Origin of the sequence: Providencia rustigianii DSM 4541, from assembly GCF_000156395.1 — a bacterium.
Lineage (GTDB): Bacteria > Pseudomonadota > Gammaproteobacteria > Enterobacterales > Enterobacteriaceae > Providencia > Providencia rustigianii.
In genome coordinates this window covers 332,989-352,946 of sequence record NZ_GG703820.1, presented here as the reverse complement: position 1 = coordinate 352,946, position 19,958 = coordinate 332,989, and the positions used below count along the sequence as shown (strand labels likewise).

The 19,958-nt window shown below is 40.1% G+C and carries 18 protein-coding genes, 2 tRNA genes and 2 rRNA genes; 14 read left to right on the top strand and 8 right to left on the bottom strand.

Going from position 1 to position 19,958, the window contains the following annotated elements:
• Nucleotides 1-244 (top strand): 23S ribosomal RNA (locus PROVRUST_RS15945); the annotation flags it as partial.
• A gap of 139 nt (nt 245-383) precedes the next feature.
• Nucleotides 384-499: ribosomal RNA gene (rrf, locus tag PROVRUST_RS15940) — 5S ribosomal RNA — on the top strand.
• 436 nt (nt 500-935) lie between these two features.
• On the opposite strand, the gene idi is transcribed toward rrf, so the two are convergent.
• The 4 genes from idi to PROVRUST_RS15920 all read right to left on the bottom strand — a co-directional run bounded on the left by idi (nt 936) and on the right by PROVRUST_RS15920 (nt 5,070).
• Nucleotides 936-1,460, bottom strand: coding sequence for an isopentenyl-diphosphate Delta-isomerase (gene idi / locus PROVRUST_RS15935; RefSeq protein WP_006815922.1), 525 nt, complete (start codon nt 1,458-1,460; stop codon nt 936-938).
• Between the two features lie 159 nt (nt 1,461-1,619).
• Nucleotides 1,620-2,258: a two-component system response regulator NarL gene (gene narL / locus PROVRUST_RS15930; protein ID WP_006815921.1), complete on the bottom strand. Its 639-nt coding sequence runs from the start codon at nt 2,256-2,258 to the stop codon at nt 1,620-1,622.
• A gap of 37 nt (nt 2,259-2,295) precedes the next feature.
• On the bottom strand, nt 2,296-4,074 hold the full coding sequence (gene narX / locus PROVRUST_RS15925) for a nitrate/nitrite two-component system sensor histidine kinase NarX (protein ID WP_039855652.1): 1,779 nt from the start codon (nt 4,072-4,074) through the stop codon (nt 2,296-2,298).
• A gap of 66 nt (nt 4,075-4,140) precedes the next feature.
• Entirely contained in the window at nt 4,141-5,070 is a 930-nt protein-coding gene (locus PROVRUST_RS15920; RefSeq protein WP_006815919.1) for a DUF808 domain-containing protein, read from the bottom strand.
• 210 nt (nt 5,071-5,280) lie between these two features.
• On the opposite strand from PROVRUST_RS15920, the gene PROVRUST_RS15915 reads away from it, so the two are divergent.
• The 5 genes from PROVRUST_RS15915 to PROVRUST_RS15895 all read left to right on the top strand — a co-directional run bounded on the left by PROVRUST_RS15915 (nt 5,281) and on the right by PROVRUST_RS15895 (nt 10,782).
• The gene (locus PROVRUST_RS15915; protein ID WP_006815918.1) at nt 5,281-6,267 is read left to right on the top strand and encodes a glycosyltransferase; all 987 of its coding nucleotides are present in this window, start codon (nt 5,281-5,283) and stop codon (nt 6,265-6,267) included.
• 233 nt (nt 6,268-6,500) lie between these two features.
• A complete protein-coding gene (locus PROVRUST_RS15910) occupies nt 6,501-7,247 on the top strand; it encodes a helix-turn-helix transcriptional regulator (RefSeq protein WP_006815917.1) in 747 nt (248 codons plus the stop codon).
• A 287-nt stretch (nt 7,248-7,534) separates the two neighbouring features.
• Entirely contained in the window at nt 7,535-8,836 is a 1,302-nt protein-coding gene (locus PROVRUST_RS15905) for an NAD(P)/FAD-dependent oxidoreductase (RefSeq protein ID WP_006815916.1), read from the top strand.
• 54 nt (nt 8,837-8,890) lie between these two features.
• A complete protein-coding gene (locus tag PROVRUST_RS15900) occupies nt 8,891-9,259 on the top strand; it encodes a cupin domain-containing protein (protein ID WP_006815915.1) in 369 nt (122 codons plus the stop codon).
• Between the two features lie 29 nt (nt 9,260-9,288).
• Nucleotides 9,289-10,782, top strand: a complete 1,494-nt coding sequence (locus PROVRUST_RS15895) for an aldehyde dehydrogenase family protein (protein ID WP_006815914.1) — start codon at nt 9,289-9,291, stop codon at nt 10,780-10,782.
• Nucleotides 10,783-10,847: 65 nt separating this feature from the next.
• On the opposite strand, the gene PROVRUST_RS15890 is transcribed toward PROVRUST_RS15895, so the two are convergent.
• Entirely contained in the window at nt 10,848-11,516 is a 669-nt protein-coding gene (locus PROVRUST_RS15890; protein WP_006815913.1) for a LuxR C-terminal-related transcriptional regulator, read from the bottom strand.
• A gap of 396 nt (nt 11,517-11,912) precedes the next feature.
• Here PROVRUST_RS15890 and PROVRUST_RS15885 point away from each other — a divergent pair, with 396 nt between their 5' ends.
• The 4 genes from PROVRUST_RS15885 (at nt 11,913) to PROVRUST_RS15870 (ending at nt 15,997) form a co-directional block, all read left to right on the top strand.
• Nucleotides 11,913-13,406 (top strand): APC family permease, encoded by a 1,494-nt coding sequence (locus PROVRUST_RS15885; protein WP_039855650.1) that lies wholly within the window; start codon nt 11,913-11,915, stop codon nt 13,404-13,406.
• Nucleotides 13,381-13,995 (top strand): DUF3156 family protein, encoded by a 615-nt coding sequence (locus PROVRUST_RS15880; RefSeq protein WP_112836129.1) that lies wholly within the window; start codon nt 13,381-13,383, stop codon nt 13,993-13,995. Before PROVRUST_RS15885 ends, PROVRUST_RS15880 begins: the two co-directional genes overlap by 26 nt.
• A 140-nt stretch (nt 13,996-14,135) precedes the next feature.
• Complete coding sequence (gene phoA / locus PROVRUST_RS15875; RefSeq protein ID WP_006815909.1) at nt 14,136-15,575, top strand: alkaline phosphatase; 1,440 nt, start codon at nt 14,136-14,138, stop codon at nt 15,573-15,575.
• Between the two features lie 167 nt (nt 15,576-15,742).
• Complete coding sequence (locus PROVRUST_RS15870; RefSeq protein WP_039855648.1) at nt 15,743-15,997, top strand: DUF1435 family protein; 255 nt, start codon at nt 15,743-15,745, stop codon at nt 15,995-15,997.
• Nucleotides 15,998-16,047: 50 nt separating this feature from the next.
• Here PROVRUST_RS15870 and PROVRUST_RS15865 read toward each other — a convergent pair.
• From PROVRUST_RS15865 to rsmC, 3 genes are all read right to left on the bottom strand, one after another.
• A tRNA-Leu gene (locus PROVRUST_RS15865) sits at nt 16,048-16,133 on the bottom strand.
• Nucleotides 16,134-16,338: 205 nt separating this feature from the next.
• Nucleotides 16,339-16,424 (bottom strand) — tRNA-Leu (locus tag PROVRUST_RS15860).
• Nucleotides 16,425-16,589: 165 nt separating this feature from the next.
• On the bottom strand, nt 16,590-17,603 hold the full coding sequence (gene rsmC, locus PROVRUST_RS15855) for a 16S rRNA (guanine(1207)-N(2))-methyltransferase RsmC (RefSeq protein ID WP_006815906.1): 1,014 nt from the start codon (nt 17,601-17,603) through the stop codon (nt 16,590-16,592).
• Between the two features lie 135 nt (nt 17,604-17,738).
• On the opposite strand from rsmC, the gene PROVRUST_RS15850 reads away from it, so the two are divergent.
• The 3 genes from PROVRUST_RS15850 (at nt 17,739) to PROVRUST_RS15840 (ending at nt 19,772) form a co-directional block, all read left to right on the top strand.
• Nucleotides 17,739-18,149, top strand: coding sequence for a DNA polymerase III subunit psi (locus PROVRUST_RS15850; protein WP_006815905.1), 411 nt, complete (start codon nt 17,739-17,741; stop codon nt 18,147-18,149).
• Complete coding sequence (gene rimI / locus PROVRUST_RS15845; protein WP_006815904.1) at nt 18,118-18,588, top strand: ribosomal protein S18-alanine N-acetyltransferase; 471 nt, start codon at nt 18,118-18,120, stop codon at nt 18,586-18,588. The genes PROVRUST_RS15850 and rimI overlap by 32 nt, the downstream gene beginning before the upstream one ends.
• Nucleotides 18,589-18,701: 113 nt before the next feature.
• A complete protein-coding gene (locus PROVRUST_RS15840) occupies nt 18,702-19,772 on the top strand; it encodes a tartrate dehydrogenase (RefSeq protein ID WP_006815903.1) in 1,071 nt (356 codons plus the stop codon).
• Nucleotides 19,773-19,958: the final 186 nt, after the last annotated feature.

The window sequence follows — 19,958 nt, the reverse complement described above, 5'->3', positions numbered from 1 at the left end:
GAGGACCGGAGTGGACGCACCACTGGTGTTCGGGTTGTCATGCCAATGGCATTGCCCGGTAGCTAAGTGCGGAAGAGATAACCGCTGAAAGCATCTAAGCGGGAAACTTGCCTTGAGATGAGTCTTCCCTGACTCTTTAAGGGTCCTAAAGGAACGTTTAAGACTAAGACGTTGATAGGTTGGGTGTGTAAGCGTAGCGATACGTTGAGCTAACCAATACTAATGAACCGTGAGGCTTAACCTGACAACACCGAAGGTGTTTTAGAGAGATAAAGTTGAATTCAATAAAGTGAGAAGCCGAAAGGTGAAGGACACAGCAGCTTGTTCAGGATTGATGTTCTGGTTTAAGGATAAAAGACTTAAACGGGAATAAACAGAATTTGTCTGGCGGCAATAGCGCGGTGGTCCCACCTGACCCCATGCCGAACTCAGAAGTGAAACGCCGTAGCGCCGATGGTAGTGTGGGGTCTCCCCATGTGAGAGTAGGGAACTGCCAGACATTAAATTAGCCGAGAAGCCACCCATTGGGTGGCTTTTTTGCGTTGGGTACTTGGTGACAGTTGAAGAGGTTCAATCGTTTTCCAATTTTAAGTTGGCAAAAGTACTGAAACTCATCCGTCAATTAACCCAATCCGTCATTGAACCCCTAGGTGATTTTTTTTCGATCCCTTTCTTCCGCTCTTCCTTTCTTTTTTTCTTCTTTTCTTTCTTGTACTTTTCCTGGCGTATATCTTCTTGTGCTGAGTCAGTTCTGATTAATGACGAAAAAATATAAGCGATTTGGAATATTAATGTGTAATACATCGGGTTTTAGTGGGAAATAACTGAAGGGATATTTTAGGCCTTGGGGTATAAACAGCTATTTATTAGCATTTTTATCTTAAATAGAGATAAATGTCATAGAGCCAATTTTACTGAATTAAGGTATTTTAAAATCAGATAGTAAAGTTCAATAAAGGATATTTTGCTAAAATTGCTTTAAACCATGGGGTAAATTTTGTGGGTTCCTCATGAACCTCTTGATTCAGCAATTCAATTCCAACCCAACGGACCGCATTCACTTCATTGGAATTAGGTTTAAAGTCACCATTATAATAACCAACAAAAATATGGTCATACTCATGCTCAATCAATCCACCATTAACGTCTGCATAGTAGATAAAAGCATCGACATGTTTTAGCTCAGTCTTGAACCCAAGTTCTTCATATAACCGGCGTATAGCGGCATCTAATGTATTTTCTTGAGGTCTAGGGTGGCTACAGCATGAATTAGCCCACTGACCTGCGGAATGATATTTATGGAAAGCTCGTTGCTGAATCAGCAATTCATTTTTATTATTAAAAATAAAAATAGAAAATGCCCGATGTAAACGACCTTCTTGATGAGCAAGTAATTTTGGCATCGTACCAATTTCAATATCTTGTTCATTAACTAAAATAAGTTGTTCTTCTTTCATCATTTCGTATTTTTCATAGATAAGTCTTCAACGAGCTTATTATAACTGGAAAAAATTAGCTTGTAGATTAGAGCTATTGATATGGGTTTATTGTGGGGGATAGTAACGAGGAAAATTCATAGCTAGATGATGTGGTCATGTAGCTATGAATTATTTAACATCTTATTTCTGTTGTAATACCCAAACGGCAGCTTCTACTCTAGATTTTAAATTTAACTTTTTTAGTAAATGTTTGACATGTACTTTTACTGTACTTTCTGCAATATCTAAATTTCGCGCAATCATTTTATTAGATAACCCTTGAGCAATGAGTTCCAAAATATCCGACTCTCTTGGGGTTAAGGCTACAGCATCACTTTCCGATTGTGTCTGATGATCTCTTAGCGATTCAGCTAGCACTGAAGTTAATGTTGGGCTAACGACCATCTTGCCACTTGCCGCTTCTTTTAGTGCAATAATTAACTCTTCAGGCTCCATATCTTTTAGTAAATATCCATCGGCACCTCTTTTTAATGCACTCACAAGATCATCACTATAATTGGACACAGTAAATAAAATGATCCGACCTGAGAGTTCGCGCTTTCTTAATTCATCAAGGGTTTCAAATCCATTCATCCCTGGCATATTAAGATCCAGAAGAATTAAGTCAGGATCTTGTTCTTCTGCAATTTGGATCCCTGTCTTCCCATCACCTGCTTCTCCGATGACCTGTAATGAAGGCTCTAAGCTAATTAGTTGTTTTACACCATTTCTTAGCATCGGATGATCATCAATGAGTAAGATCGTTGATTTTTCGTTCATTTATTTTTGGTCTCCATGAATGATTTTTTCCGGCGTATTAAACTTCTGACAGAGGGAAAGTTACTTTAACCTCGGTTCCCCCTTGAACTCGTGGTGTTATATAGCATTCACCATTCAAGCTGAGCGCTCTTTCTCTCATAATGATTAAACCATAGTGGTTGATTTTATTGGGATTGTCATCTATTCCTCGACCATTATCATCAATGGTAATGGTGACTATTCCTCGATCTTGGCTTAGGGATATGGCTGCCCAGTTTGCATTCGCATGCTTTAAAATATTGCTTAGCGCTTCGCGTATTATTTGAATTATATGAATCGATTGATGAGGTGAAATACTTTTAGCTGGTATGTCATAGCTAAGTTGAATCTTGAATCCAATACGTTCACTAAATTCATCAAGCGTGCTTTTAAGTGAGGGCAATAAACCAGACTCAGTCAATTTTAAACGGAATGTCGTCAGTAATTCACGTAATTGGCTATACGCAGTATTGATTTCAGTACGCATCTCATTGAGTAAATGTTTAGTCGTTTCCGGTAGAGGTTCGGGTTGCATTTGTAGATAGCTAATTTGCATTTTTAGGCATGAGAGCGACTGTGCAATTGAGTCATGCAGCTCTCGAGCAATGGCTGCACGCTCGTCCATAATGAGTAATTGCTGCTGCTGTTCTATTTGCTGCTCCATTGTTAACATGCCTGAAATTTGCTTAGCTAACATCAGTACCAGTTTATTTTTTTCATCTGCAAATGGTTGGTTTTGCTCAATTTCACCGATAATAACACCATATCGATGCATGTTATCAGATAGATCCCACTGTAGTATTTGTGGGTTATTAAAAATCATTTCCTGAGATCTAAACGGATCAACCGCATGAGTTAATTCCATATCCTGAGCAGCAGGACTAGAAAAATAAGAGATTTCATGAAAGTATTTTTCATTACTATCTTCATACAGTCTTATACGTAGATTTTTTAATTGCGTGATACTTTTTAATTCTACTAAGACCTTTTGTAGCCTTGAATAGAGTGTATCTGAAGAGTGCAAAATTTGATTTGACTGGTACAGATAAGATAAAACACGATTTTTAGCTAATAGGTCAGCTGTTTTTTCTGCAACCCGTTCTTCAAGCTGATGATAGCTTTGTGCTAGTTCATCAGACATGTGGTTTAGTGTTTCGCCAAGGGCATTGAGCTCATCTTGTTTATTATTTTTTAATGGATAACGTTGGCTAAAATCCTTTTGACCAATCGCATTCACCATAGAAAGTAACTTCATCCAAGGGTAGTAAATTTTTCGTCTTAGATGCCATATAGTTCCTGTTAATAATAAGAAAACGAGACTGATAAAAATGAGTTGTGTCATCGCAACATAGGCAATTTTTCTCTCGGTAATATCATCAATATTATGAACGAGCTCATTGAGCATATTAACAAAAGTAATGACTTCGTAGCGGGCGTCATCTGGAGATGAAGCCTGAGTAAGTGCTGGCTTTAGGGTATTTAGCCAAAAGTCATGTATTTTATTAAATTGCGGTGTTAAGTTTTCGATTTTGACAACTTGGGTTAATTCGGGGCTTAATAAGTCGTTTTCTAGCTCATTAAGATAGCTTTGATTTTGTTGATTTAGAGGCGTCAAGGAAAGTAAGCGGTAGCTTTGCATACGTAATGAGCCAGAGGTATTAATTGCATGGGCATTGCCTTGCGCACTGATGATCATGCGATTAGATATAGTCATGCCGATAATACCTAGGATCGCAATTAATAACATCAACCCAATGACTTGATTGATAATTGAGAAACGGCGGTAAAGTGTCGGCATAATTCTTTTTCCTCTGGCGCAACGCTAATTCACGAATTATCACATAAGATTAATGCTATTTATCAACTATTTTAGCGAGGGTTTGGCTTTTTTAACGTGAGCGAAAACACTGAAGATTAGCACAATGATTAAACCAATAACCAACCCGAACACTAAGTTAAGAATAGAAGGCATTAAAAATTGCAAAATAGCACCAATTGCGGGGGTCATCGCCGACATTTCAGCGACTTTTTCTATCCATGAATGCAGGTAAGAAATTCCATGTGTGAGTATACCTCCACCGACCATAAACATTGCTGCGGTTCCAACGACGGAAAGCGTTTTCATGAGATAAGGCGTGGCATAAATTAACCCATTACCGCATTTACGTAAGAGCGCTGATGCTTTTTTCTGTAAATAAAACCCTAAGTCATCGAGTTTTACTATCCCTGCAACTAATCCATACACTCCGATAGTCATGACAATAGCAATGAGTGATAGGACTACAACTTGATTGAGAAAAGTCGTTGAGGAGACAATACCTAGAGTGATAGCGATGATTTCAGCGGATAGCACAAAATCGGTACGAATTGCGCCTTTAATTTTTTGTTTTTCAAATTCAGCAATATCTTCTGGAGATAGCTCAACTTGCTGTGTTTCCGACGGCTCTTGGCTATTTTTATGCAAAAATTTATGCGCTAGCTTTTCTGCCCCTTCAAAACAAAGATATGCACCTCCTACCATTAGAAGTGGAGTCACTGCCCAGGGAATAAATGCACTAATCAATAATGCCAGTGGTACCAAAATTAACTTATTGAGAAAAGAGCCTTTTGCAACGGACCAGACAACAGGCAACTCCCTATCGGCGCGTACCCCAGTCACTTGTTGAGCGTTTAAGGCGAGGTCATCCCCTAAAACTCCCGATGTTTTCTTTGCTGCCATTTTTGTCATGACGGATACGTCATCTAATACTGCGGCAATATCATCTAATAAGGCAAGTAAGCTACTTCCAGCCACGGGAGGATCCTTCTGTTATCGTGAGGTATAATTGATGTTTGTTAGATCAAAGAAGTAAAAATTAGTTCACAACTATTTGGGTATTTGAGTAATAATAGAGCCATATCAGTAACTTCTATCATAACTATATTGATTTAATTATAAAATTTATATGAAATGAACGAATATATTTTTTAATTATAATCTTTTTGATTAGTTTAAGGTTAATACATGTCTTCTCAACCTGTTTTGAGTATCGTTGTAGCCGTATACAACGGTGAAAAATTTTTACCTCATTTTTTTGATAGCCTGATCGCGCAGAAATTGGAAAACTGGGAACTGATCGTTGTTAACGACGGTTCTAAAGATGATAGTGAAGGCGTTATTCGTCAATATGAAGATAAATTTGAGAATATCAAAGTTCTCTTTCAGGAAAACCAAGGTGTTTCTGTTGCTCGCAATACGGGAATGGTAGAGGCTACGGGAAAATATATCACTTTCCCTGATATTGATGATGAAATTAACCCGAAAATGTATGGTCGTTTATTAGAGATCGCACTTGAGGGAGATTTAGATGTTGCAACATGTAATGGTACTTATGTGTATACCAATGGTGATGCGCCTAAAGCAATTTTTCCGCCAAATAAAGTGCCATCAACCGGCGTGATCACTGGGCCACAATGGCTACAAATGGGGTTGAGCTCCCGTAAATTTTTACATGTGACTTGGTTAAATATCTATCGTTTAGAGCTTATTAGGGAATATCACTTTTTCTTTGAGCCAAAGCTGCATCATCAGGATATTCCTTGGACTACAGAAATGTTGTTAGTGGCAAAACGGGTGCAATTTATCAATGAACAGTATTATGAATATTTGATTCATAATCAGTCAGTTTCTCACTCATTAACGGGTGATGAAAGATCTGTACGCAAGATTAATACCTATTTGAAAATCCTTGATATGTTATTGGCTATTTATCAACGCTATCCGGAACACGTTAAGCAAGCACCAGCCTGTTTATGGCAAGTAGGTAAAGAGGGGTTAGGAGTCGTACAAGCGCTATTAGCGATAAAATCCCCTGAAATTCAAAAACAAATGGTACAAATGTTCTTTGATAAAGGTTACTGGGAAATCGTCTGGAAACATGCGACAACCCTGAAATTAAAATGGCGTTTAATTCGCCGCTATTCCAAGTTAAAAGCCATTATTAAACATTAATGCATTAACAGCCTTTCGGGGCTGTTTTTCTGTATATCCTCTCTGAATTTTCTTTTCAATTTATCAAGTGATTGTTAAAAAATTTTAACAAAAACAGTATTCATTGTGATTTGATTAACATAGTAATAACAAACTAATTGAGATTCCTTTCATAATATGGTTTTTATACCACTCTATCCTGCTCGAATATGTTTGGCAGGGGCTTATTAATGAGTTAATGAATAGGGGGTATAATGGATAATTATCTAAATAAGTTACCCCATCTTATTGATTCTGTTGCTACCAACCAGTTCTATCCTAACCTCTTATCTTGGCTCTCTTCTTTTATTGCTTTTGATAACGCGATTATTTATGCCTTCGAAAAAGGGGGAGCTCCTCGTTTTCTCTCTAAAGTTGAAACGCGTAATAGCGATAATATTAATCGCTTATATCAACGTGGCGCTTATTTAATGGACCCCTTTTATCAAGAACTGCTAAAGGGGGGAAGTTCTAAGGTATTGACCTTAAAAGAGCTAGCACCAAAAGGTTTTCACCATACGGATTATTATCTGAATTTTTACCGTAAAACGGGATGGTGTGATGAGGCGGGCTTACTGTTGGAGATCTCTCGTGATAGGCAGCTGGCTATCTTTTTTGGTAATGAAGAAAAGCCTTTGTTATCAGAAGAAAGTAAGCGGGCACCATTGAAAGAAGCTTTTGATATTATTAGGAGTATCGCTAGGCTCCATAAAGATGTGGTTCCTAATTCAGTCTCTAGTGATTATCGACATACAGATTTACAAACCTGTTTTGGCCTAACGCCAAGAGAGTGTGAGGTTGTTGAGTTAATTTTGGAAGGTAAAGGTTCCCCGCAGATAGCAGATACCTTATTCATCAGTTTAGGAACCGTGAAAAATCACCGAAAAAATATCTATCAAAAACTCGGTATAGGCTCACAAGTCGAGTTATTTAACTTATTAATGACACCAATAAAGCAATAATATTGGCACTGAATAATTTTTTCAGAGAAATATTTTTAGCTTACCTCCTCATTTTTCATCTCGTTTAGTTGTGGATAACCATTTCCATTAATATAAAAATAATCAATTAAGTTATTAAAATTTAAAAAGAATATTTAAAGTTTTTTTATATCATTTATAAGTTAATACTGTACTTGCATCACAGATGTTAATTTTATGTTTTAGAATGTCCCTAAAGGGCTATGTAAATGTTAATGCCAGGTTAACATAATCAAGGTTATTGTAAGATACTAGACAGGGTATCCATTATGAATAACCAAGTAGAATCATTAACTTATTACTCAGCAACAAAAAAATATGATCTGCGTTTTCCTACATTAAAAGAAGATCTGGACGTTGATGTCGTGATTATCGGTGGTGGTTTTTCAGGCATAAATACCGCACTGGAGCTGTGTGAAAAAGGCATCACTAACATTGCTATCCTTGAAGGGCGTCATCTTGGCTATGGTGGTACAGGGCGAAATGGTGGACAAGTGATGGCTGGCATTGGTCATGACTTAGATGCAATCAAGAAGCATGTTGGTTCTGAAGGTTTAGAAACAATTTTTAAACTTAGCAATATGGGCGCAGGCATTATGCGCGACCGCATTGCTAAATATAATATTGATGCGGATTTTTGCCATGGTTATGCCTATTTAGGCAGTAATAAGCGCCAAGAAAAAACATTACGTAGCTGGCTAACAGATTTCAAAGCAGTTGCTCCGGATGAAGAAATTGAATTTTATACCGGGTCCGATTTAAAACAAATCATTGGCTCTGATGCTTATACCTGTGGAATAAAACACATGGGGGGAGGGCATGTTCATTCCCTTAACTTGCTGTTAGGTGAAGCAAAAGCAGTCAGTGAATATGGCGCAAAAATTTTTGAAAATAGCCAAGTACTGAATGTTGAATATGGCGATACCGTTACTGTTCGCACGGCAATGGGATCGGTCAAAGCGAAGAAAATGCTGTGGGCTTGTGATGGATTTTTAAATGGTCTTGAGCCAACGCTGTATCCAAAAACGATTAATACCTATGCCTATCAACTGATGACGGAAGAGCTCTCTGATGAGCTGATTGAGCGTATCAGCCCTATTCGTGGCGCATACAGTGATATTCGCCCTGTGATTGACTACTACCGTGTGACAAATGAAAACCGCTTGTTGTTTGGAAGCTCAACCTATTTTCTTGAGTATATTCCATCCGACTTAAAAGCGTGGAACCGCAAGTTAATGTTGAACGTTTTCCCATACTTGAAAGATGTGAAAATCGAGTTGGCATGGGGTGGTCCAATGGCTTGCAGTGCCAATTTATTCCCACAAATTGGCACTATTCCTGGTCATAACAATGTTTTTTATGTGCAAGGGTATTCCGGTTTTGGCGTCACTCCAAGCCAGATTGTTTGTAAAGTGCTAGCGGAAGGGATGGCAGAAGGCTCTAGTCGCTATGACCTGATGAGCTCGATTCCCCATGCCAATATCGTGGGGAAAGATAGCATGAGAAATGCAATTGTATCCCTCGCAAAATGTTGGCATCAAGTCTCTGGATATTGGCAAGGGCGCCGTTAAATTCTCTCAATTGGTTTTAGCTTTTTGATTTCATTAAATACAAGGTAAATAAATATGATCAGCCCATTACTGTTAAACAAACCACTTCCTGAGCTACTGAATATCGGTAGCGTAACTAATTTAGGATCTGTTGTCGTTGAAGGTGACCCACAGGCTAGCGTCGCTATGATCCATGGTGAACCAACGGATAATCTGACTTGCGGCATTTTTGCGTGCACCAAAGGTAAGTTCAAAATGGTTTACCCATTTGATGAGATGGCAACAGTGCATGAAGGTTCGGTGAAATTAACTGACATAAAAACTGGGGTTACAGTGGAATACCATAAAGGTGATACTTGGTTTGCAGAGAAAGGCACTGAAGTACTGTGGGAAATTAATGCTGAGCGTTTTGTGAAACATTATTTAGCTTGCGTGAATGCGTAATTAGATAAATTAACGAGGTGGAGATAACGATGAGTGAGTTAGCCCTATTACCAGAAGTTACAGAATTCCTTAAACGCCAACATGGACATTTTATCAATGGATTGCCTGTTTCTGGCAAGGGAAATACTTATTTCGACGTTGTGAATCCAGCCACCGAGCAGGTTATAGCTAAAGTCAAAGAAGGAACATTGGCCGAAGTCGATGCTGCAATGGATGCGGCTTATACTGCATTTAAAGGTTCATGGGCAAATACCACGCCAATGGAGCGAGGTAATTGCCTGAGCCGCTTAGCCGACTTATTGGAAAAGCATTTAGAAGAGTTAGCTCAGTTAGAAACCTTAAGCTCAGGAAAAACTATTCAATTATCGCGTTTTCTTGAGGTGGGCTCTGCTGCCCAGTTCTTACGTTATTTTGCTGGATGGGCAACCAAGATTAGTGGTGAAACTCTGAACGTTTCGCTACCTTCATTTCATGGTGAAAAATATTCAGCATTTACTCAACGAGAGCCCGTCGGTGTGGTTGCTGGCATTATTCCTTGGAATTTCTCGATCATGATTTCCATTTGGAAATTGGCTGCGGCATTAACCTGCGGTTGTACGATTGTACTGAAACCCAGTGAATTTACACCGCTAACAATGTTACGGGTTGCTGAATTAGCGAAGGAAGCGGGTATTCCCGATGGTGTGATTAACATTGTTAATGGTGGTGGGCGTGAAGTCGGTCCTGCATTAATTCATCATTCACTCTGCTCAAAAGTGACTTTTACTGGTTCGGTTCCTACAGGATTAGCGGTAGGACGCTCGGCTATGGAAAGCAAACTGACTCGCGTAACTCTGGAGCTGGGTGGAAAGAATGGAGCCGCATTCTTGGCAGACTTGCCTGTTGATAAGATTGTTAATGGCATCATTGAGGCTGGTTATTTAAACCAAGGCCAAATCTGTGCAGCGGCAGAACGTTTTTATATTCCATCGAAGCTGATGGATGACGTTCTTGATGCATTAAAAGTACGTTTATCAACAATGAAAATTGGTTCTCCATTAGACGAAACGACAGAAATGGGACCATTAGCCAATAAGGCACACTACGATAAAATTCTAAGCTTGTTTGAAAAAGCACGCCAAGATGGTAGTGAAATTATTTATGGTGGTCAGCCGATTGCTGGTGCGGGATATTTTGTTCCTCCAACCATCATTCGTGCAAATAGCCCAAATGATATTTTAATGCAGGAAGAAACTTTTGGTCCAGTGGGTACATTCTTAAGCTATGACGATGAAGATGAATTAATTAGCATGATGAATAGTACACCATTTGGATTAGCGGCTAGCGTATGGACGAATGACCTTGGTAAAGCCATGCGGATGGTGTCTCAAATTGAAGCTGGGACAGTTTGGGTGAATATGCATACTTTCCTTGATCCTGCGGTTCCTTTTGGAGGGATTAAATCATCCGGAATTGGACGGGAGTTTGGTAGTGCTTTCATTGAGCATTACACAGAATTGAAATCGGTAATGATACGTTATTAGCGTTCTGGTGGTTTTGTTTTTTCTGTAAAGCAACAGGTTTTCCCGGCTTTTTAGCCGGGATTTTTTTACAAAATTTTGTCTTGGCGAATAATGAAGCCGGATGATACTAACTCGGTTCGGTTACTCACATTCGCCTTAGTAAAAATATTCCTCAAATGAGTTTTTACTGTAGAAAGGGATATTCCCAGTAGCAACGCAATTCGCTTATTACTGGCGCCTTCTCGTACTAAATGAATAATTTCCTGCTCTTTAGGCGTGTATGAAACTAATGAGTCAGGAAGGACATCAAATGTCATCAATTCCGCAATGGGTAGAATCGCATTCAGTCTCACGACCTCTTGTGGTGTGAAAGGTTTATCTCTGAGCACGGAGATTCCCGCAATAATTTTATTTTTACGACGAATAAAAATTTCTGCCATATCCGCTAGTTGGTTAGGCTGCATAAAGTCATGGAAAAAAGTTTTATTTTGCTGACGCATTTCGGGCGCCATTTTGACTAATCGTAAATCCTCACCACGAAAGTGATCGGGATGTAACGGATCGTGATGAGAAAAATGCGTTAGATATTCATGATGCATATGCGGTGATATTCCATACAACACATGATTTTCAGGTTGCCAATAATCATTAACGAGATAGTAAACGGCGGCGGAAATAGGAATGATATGGGCAATCGTATTTAGGCAACAGTCGATTAATGCTTGTTGATGGTAGCTAAATAGAGGCTGTTCCATTCAATCTCCATTAATAGTTAGGTTATAAACCATCATGCTATGTATTGGTGTTAACATAAAGTAAACATATTAATAACGTGAGCTTGATTACACTATTTAAAACTTGTTTTTTCTATAAGAAATGCAGTTTTCTAATTTTTGGTATCTTTCGCTGTTTTTTTATTAATATATTAATGAGCGTCTTATTGGTTACTTATTGATATCTTAATAATTATTATTTTTTCATTAAAATAAAACAGGACTTTTCGTCGTAATAAATTCAGACTCCCCTCCCTCTAGGTATCGTCCAAAAGGACGATAGCGACATGTTTATGCTTATTTCTATAGTGAGAATACAGCCACTCTGTTTTTACAAAAATTTCACAATTATGGTTGTTGCAAAGAGAGGGAAACAAAATGAATTTATCCTCAAAATTATCCTCACATATTGAGAACGGGAAGGTGGGTTTTCCAACGACACTAGCCAGTTCCGTCGGTGTGATCATGGCAAGTCCCGTGATTTTGACTGTGACAAGCGGATTTGGCATTGGCGGAGACACTTTTGCTTTAGCGGTTTTATTAAGTTTTATTATGATGCAGGCTCAGTTAACGACTTTCTCTGAAGCTGCGGCAATCCTGCCAACTTCGGGATCTGTTTACGACTATATTTCGTGTGGGATGGGGCGATTTTGGGCTATTACTGGGGCTTTGTCTGCTTACCTGATTGTGCATGTTTTTGCTGGAACCGCGGAAACCATCCTGTCGGGAATTATGGCATTAGTCAATTTTGAAAGCCTCAATACCGTACTAGAAACTAATAACTCTTCTTGGATGGTTGGGGTGGGTTTAGTGATTGCGTTCGGGTTATTGAATGCATTTGGGATTGAAGCCTTTGGTAAGGTGGAAGTAGTGCTGACTTTTGCCATGTGGAGCACATTGGTTATTTTCAGTATTTGTGGATTACTCATGCCATTTCATGTCTCTACTGATGGCTGGTTTGGACAAGGGCTAAATATTTCAGATCCCACCTTGGTATTAAGTTTTATTGGCATGGCGATGTTCATGTTTGTGGGGTGTGAATTAGTCACTCCGATGGCTCCTGAAATTAAAAATTCGGCGAAAGTGATCCCTAGGGCAATGGCAACCGGCTTATGCGGTGTTGCATTTTGTATGTTCCTTTTCGGCGCGGCGCTGACGAATCAAGTCGAAAACGTGATTATTGATCCACAAAATGGAGTGAGCTTATTAGAAACACCTATGGCGATCCCTGCATTTGCGGGTCAAATTATGGGCGATTTCGGTAAATATTGGATTGGGATCGCATTACTGCTTGCTGGCGGGGCGACGATCAATACTTTGATGGCAGCGGTTCCTCGTATTCTGTATGGGATGGCGCTGGATGGGGCATTGCCTCGGATCTTTGCGTATTTACATCCACGTTTTAAAACCCCTGTATTTGGTATTTTAATCGCAGTCATGATCCCATGCTTACATGCCTTTGCTATTCAAGGGGATTTGGAACGTATCATTCCTCTGGTTTTGGCGGCGGTTTGCTCTTGGGGAACGGCATATTTATTAGTCACTATTTCTGTTGTTTTATTGCGAATTCGTCGCCCTGACTTACATCGAGCCTATCGTTCTCCGTTCTTCCCAATTCCGCAAATCATTTCTAGTGTGGGGATCATTTTAGCCATTGTTTACATCACCCCGCCGGGTATGAATAAAGCGGATGTATATATTCCATTTGCCATCATGTTAGGGCTCACCGCTAGCTATGCATTGGGCTGGACAGTACTGGTACAGAAAGTAAATCCGTTCAAACCTGTTCCGGTGGAGCAAGTATTATCGAATTCTTTTGCTGATGAAAGTATTGAGGAGGTAGAACTTGAGCCTTTACGTAACCTTGCCTAAATATTCATGGTGGCAGAAATTAACTCAAAAGCGTCTTCCTGCGGGTTATCAAGCAGGGCTAACGCTCAATCGGATTGAAAAGGATATTACGCCCTATCCTTGTGAGTGGCGGACGCCAGGGGAGCTACTCATTCATCTGCCTCAGGGGCTAACTGTTCAAGTGACTGAACGGGTAAAAACGTTATTTATGGCTTTCATTGTACATAGCCGTTTTGCAATATCTGGTCAATGTAATGAAACGTTAGTGGCACGTATTGATGTAAAAACAGCAGGAACCACACGAAAAAAACAGGTGCATTATACGTCTAAACAAGTGGATGGACAGATGTTCATCAACCAGTTAAATCAATATCCTGTGATCCAACAAACACTTGAGGAGCTGGATTTTACGCATTGCTCTATTGAAATCCAAGATGGCGTTTGGCGTTGTGAAATTGAGCCTTTCACTGCATCTGAAATGGTTAGCCGGCTTCCTGCGGCTCGGCGATATTTACGCTTAACACAGTTGCAGAGGCATCGTTTACTCAGTGCTTTACAGCTGATACACCAGCTAATAAATAAAAATGATTTATCAAATAACGCCCAGTAAGGGCGTTTCGCATTTATGACAATCATCTTTATATCGACATAAAACCGTCATTCAACTGTCATCTGGCTGCTCTAGCATGCTGGTCATTATTCGAAGCAAATCCATCTTATTTTATTTATTGATTGGCAAGGAAAACAGTTATGACAGGTCATTTTATGAAATCTATGTTAGCCGTTGCTGTAAGTGCGTTAATGTTAGGTACAGCGATTCCTGCGCATGCGGCAGATAAAAATGAAGCCGTTTCAGAAAGTCGTGCCGCGAAAGGGGATATCACTAAGTTTGGCGGAGCTCGTCGTTTATCCACAGAGCAAACGGATATCATGAAAGCCGCTCTGCATAATGGCCAAGCAAAAAACGTGATTTTATTTATTGGCGATGGGATGGGTGATTCTGAAATTACTGTTGCACGTAACTATGCAGAAGGTGCTGGCGGTTTCTTTAAAGGTATCGATGCATTGCCAATTACAGGTCAATATACTCACTATGCGTTAGATAAAAAGACCCAAAAACCAGATTATGTTACAGATTCTGCGGCATCGGCGACAGCATGGTCTTCAGGTGTAAAAACGTATAATGGCGCATTAGGGGTTGATGTATTTGGCAAGGACCATGACACGCTGATTGAGCTTGCTAAGCGTAGTGGTAAAGCGACGGGTAACGTGACAACCTCGGAAATTCAAGATGCGACACCAGCGGCACAATTTTCTCACGTCACAGCGCGTAAATGTTACGGTCCGGAAGAGACTAGTGAGAAATGTGCGACAAATGCTTTAGAAAATGGCGGTCGTGGTTCTATCTCTGAACAGCTATTAATTACGCGTGCTGATGTTACGCTAGGCGGTGGCGCGAAGAGCTTTAAGCAGGAAGCTAAAGCCGGTGATTACAAAGGAAAAACATTAGAACAACAGGCAACCGAACGTGGTTTTAGTATCGTTCGTGATGCGAAATCTTTAGATGCAATCAAAGAAGCCAATCAAGATAAGCCAGTATTAGGCCTGTTCCATGATGGTAACATGACCATTGCATTAGAAGGTCCAAAAGCCACGTATCATGGCAACTTGAATAACCCGCCGTTAGAGTGTAAACCAAACGCTAAACTCGACCCGAATGCACCAACATTGGCTCAGATGACGCAAAAAGCGATTGATTTGTTGCAAGTGAATCCGAATGGTTTCTTCCTACAAGTTGAAAGCGCATCTATCGATAAGCAGGATCATAAAGCGAATCCATGCGGACAAATCGGTGAGACAATTTCATTAGACCAAGCGGTTCAAGTTGGCTTAGATTTTGCGAAGAAACATGGCGATACGCTAGTCATCGTGACGGCTGACCACTCGCATTCTAGCCAAATTATTCCTGAAGGGACTAAATCATCGGGTTTAACTCAGGCACTGATCACCAAAGATGGTTCAGTGATGGTAGTGAACTACGGTAACTCTGAGGAAGAAGATTCACAAGAGCATACTGGTGCTCAATTGCGTGTTGCCGCATACGGTCCACATGCTGCCAATGTAATGGGTCTAACCGACCAAACAGATTTGTTCTTTACCATGCGCGATGCAATGGGACTGAAGCAATAAACCAACCCCGTAGTTAAAAATTCTCCGTGACAGGATGTTACGGAGAATTTTTTGTTTTTCCCTGTCATCATTTTTTCTTAGCGAAATACCCCATAAAAATCTGATTGATTTTTACAGAAACAAAGATATGATTGATAATCATTATCATTTGTGATTTCGGAGGCGTTATGGGAACTAGCGTATCAAAAGCAACTGGGTTGCGACGTATCGGCGCTGGTTTGTGGGGCGTCTTTGCGGTAGTTTTACTCAGTATTATTTATCTGTTGAGTAATATGGGTGTTGACCCTTTAAGGGTATTGATGGTCACACTGATGATTGCAACGGCAGGTATGTTATTTAATCGAGGCTCTCGACGCTTGTTGATTATTCCTGCGGTTTTATCTTTGGCTTGTTTCTTATTAGCATTTATTTTGAGAAGCTAAATTTAGAGCGGAATACATTGAAGTTTAAAGCGGGCTACGAATATTAACAGTGGTGCGAAAGGGGGGACTTGAACCCCCACGTCCATAGGACACTAACACCTGAAGCTAGCGCGTCTACCAATTCCGCCACCCTCGCAAATACTGTCAAAATTCTTTCTATTGATGCTTGTTTCTGAGTCAACGCCTAGATAATTGAAATTATGAAATAAGCGTTCTTACTCAAAAGAATTTCAATTAGATTAAGGCGACAAGCGCGGCTATTCCGTTGAACATAGACAACTATGTGATACGGATAGCGAAGAGAAGTCAACGCTTAGATAATTGAAATTATGAAGAGTAAGTGGTGCGAAAGGGGGGACTTGAACCCCCACGTCCATAGGACACTAACACCTGAAGCTAGCGCGTCTACCAATTCCGCCACCCTCGCAATACTAACTCTTTTGCATAATTGTTTATGCATCAATAGTACGGTGCGGATTTTAGGCTAATTTCTGCTGGCGTCAATAATTTTTTATCGCTCAATTTTCATTTGATGAAAAAACGGCCAGCGGATAAAGCTGACCGTTAAAATGCGATAAACAGCTAACGTAAATTAACGTTTAATGGCTTCGTAAACTTTGAATTTACCGGTTTTAGCTAACACGACATGACCACCAAATGCTTTGTCCAGTAAGTCTGGGTAAGGTAGGAATGCATTTGCGACAATTCGCAAGCGACCACCTTTTTTCAGGTACTTAGGTGCGTGTGAAATTAAGGTTTCTACTGCGTTATAACTTGTATTGATTCCATCGTGGAATGGCGGATTCGAAATGATCCAATCAAACTTGTCATTAATCTCTGAGTAGACATCACTAGGAATAATTTTTCCAGTCAGTTTATTCGCTGCGAGAGTGGCCGTTGCTGAATCTAGGGCTGCGGAACTCACATCACTGAGTGTTAAGGTCACATTCGGATTTTGTGAGCCAACAACGGCTGCAAGTACACCATTACCACAAGCCAGGTCCAGGACATTGCCATTCATAGGCTCGGTTAGGGTGGACAAGAGTAAATCGCTGCCAATATCTAACTCGCTGTTGCTGAATACGCCCGGTAGTGCATTAACAACCACATTATCGAGCTGATAATTACGCCACCAGCGACTAATGTTAAATTCGGTTGGATGCTCTAATTCACCGTGATAGAGCCCACAACGGCGTGCAGAATCAATTTTTTGTAATGTTGAGATGCCTTCCATAATCGCGTCGGCACTCTTAACGCCGCTGCGATTTTCACCAACAACAAAGATCTGGCTGCCCACAGCAAGGTGGGTACAAAGGTCATCCAGTTGGAAAGCAGCTTCTTGTTTATTCTTTGGCCAGAAATAAATTAAGGTATCGCAAGGTTGGATAAATTCAGCGGGTACCGTTGTCGCAAATACAACATTGTCACCTAAGGTGGGTTGTAAATTTTTCCAGCGATGATACTGATTAGTCAGAACACGCACACTGGCGGCTTCAAGGGTAGCGCCCAGTTCATCCTGAATGTCACCAGCCAAGATAACATGACGATCTGTAAAGTGCTCTAAATGACGTTCAATAACTTCGCTGGCGGGTGTCAGTAATGACATATCCTGTCTATCTCCTAAAATGATAATTAACCACGGTCGCTACCTTACCAGAAAAAAGATAAATAGCATTGCTCTGTTGGCGCTATTAATCCCCTTTGATAAGATGTGGTCGTAAAATAACGACGGGAAAAAGCAATGACACGACGTGACAGACTTTTAGAACAAATGGGGATTACTCAATGGATGGTGAGAAATCCGGCTGTGTTACGTGGTGAACGAGGTGTTCGTATTCCCGAGTCGACTAAGCTTATTATTATTACTGATGAGAACCTCGATTTAAACAGCCAACTGTTAAAAGATATTTTTTTCACCATGGATATCGATGAGACGGATATGGTGTGTATTAATTCTGAGCAGTTAAAGTTAATCCCAACACCAATAACAATTCCTTGTTGGGTATTAGGAAATGAAATTCATCCCGAGGGTTCAAAATTCACATTTATTTCTCCTGTTTTATCTGAACTGATAGCAAGCAGTCATGCTAAACAGGCGCTATGGAAACAGATTTATCAATATGATGAAAATTTCAACACTAAAGCAATCTGACCTCGCCACTGCCTTCTTAATTGAGAAACTAAGCCATGATTTTCCATGGACTGAACGTGTTTTTTATGGCAATCAAGGTGAGAAATATCATAATTTAAAAATTTCGGTTAATAATCAAATCATTGGATACGCGATAACCCAGTATGTTCTGGATGAGGCAACTTTATTTAATATCGCTATCCATCCTGATTTTCAAGGACATGGTTATGGTCGGCAACTCTTAGAAAAATTAATTGATGATCTGATAAAAAAAGGGATCATGACCCTGTGGCTAGAGGTTCGGGAATCGAATGCTTCCGCTATTCATTTATATGATAAATTAGGTTTTCAACAAGCAACGGTGCGCAAAGATTATTATCCAACAAAAACAGGTCGAGAAGATGCGTTGGTATTGGCACTAACATTATTTAGTGAAGATATGTTTAGCCAGAAAGCATAATAAATTATTCCGTCAAATAGATTTAAAAAAGAAACCACGATGTAGCAATTTATTGTGATTCGTGGTTTTTTGTATTGGAGCATATGAAGACACAATAATAAGAGGCGTTGCGAATGACACAGTTCAATATAGCGGTGATACCGGGCGATGGTATCGGTATGGAAGTGATCCCAGAAGGTTTACGCGTTTTAGAAGCAGCAGCGAAAAAGCATGATATAAAATTAAACTTCACCCACTTTGACTGGTCATGTGAAACCTACCATCGAACGGGGCGAATGATGCCTGAGGATGGTTTAGAACAACTCAAAAAATTTGATGCTATTTTTCTTGGTGCCGTAGGCTTTCCCGGCGTTCCTGATCACATTTCATTATGGGGTTTATTACTGCCAATTCGCCGTGCATTTAATCAATATGTTAATCTGCGTCCTGTCCGTTTATTTGACGGTATTAAATGCCCATTAGCCGATAAAAAACCGGGTGATATTGATTTCTATGTGGTACGTGAAAATGTTGAAGGGGAATACTCGGCTATTGGTGGGATTCAATATGAAGGTACTGAAGATGAAATGGTATCCCAGCAAAGTATTTTTACCCGTAAAGGCACTGACCGTATTTTAAAATATGCTTTCGAACTTGCCCGTTCTCGCGATAAAAAACATTTAAGTTCGGCAACCAAATCTAATGGCTTATTTCACTCAATGCCTTATTGGGATAGCCGTGTCGCTGAGATGGCTAAACAGTATCCGGATGTCAAAGTTGATCAATTCCATATCGATATTTTTGCGGCTAATTTAGTGAGAATGCCGGAGTTTTACGATGTGATTGTTGGTTCTAATTTATTTGGCGATATTCTTTCCGATTTAGGTCCTGCTTGCACGGGAACTATTGCGATTGCCCCATCCGCAAATATTAACCCTGAAAAACAATTCCCATCCATGTTTGAACCAGTTCATGGCTCCGCACCAGATATTGCAGGGCAAAATATTGCTAACCCTATAGGGACCATTTGGGCTGCGGCGATGATGATGCAGCATTTAGGTTGCCAAGAGATGCATGACACGATAATGACCGCAGTAGAAATGGCTATTCGTGAACGTCGTCATTTAACGCGTGATATGGGCGGAAATGCCAGTACACAGGATCTGGGACAGTCAATTGCTCAACTAGTATCACAGTTGAAATAATTTTGATAAAGGGTCTTCAAAGGAATGAAGACCTGAACATGGCAGGCTCTGATTGTTTATAACCCCAAGATCTGCGAAAATAACCGCCAATTACGATCAACAAGACGGATTTGCTGCGCTTAGAGCTACCTAGAGCCTCTTCCCGATGCCAATACAAATCTGGATATAAACGAAAAGAACGGTTAA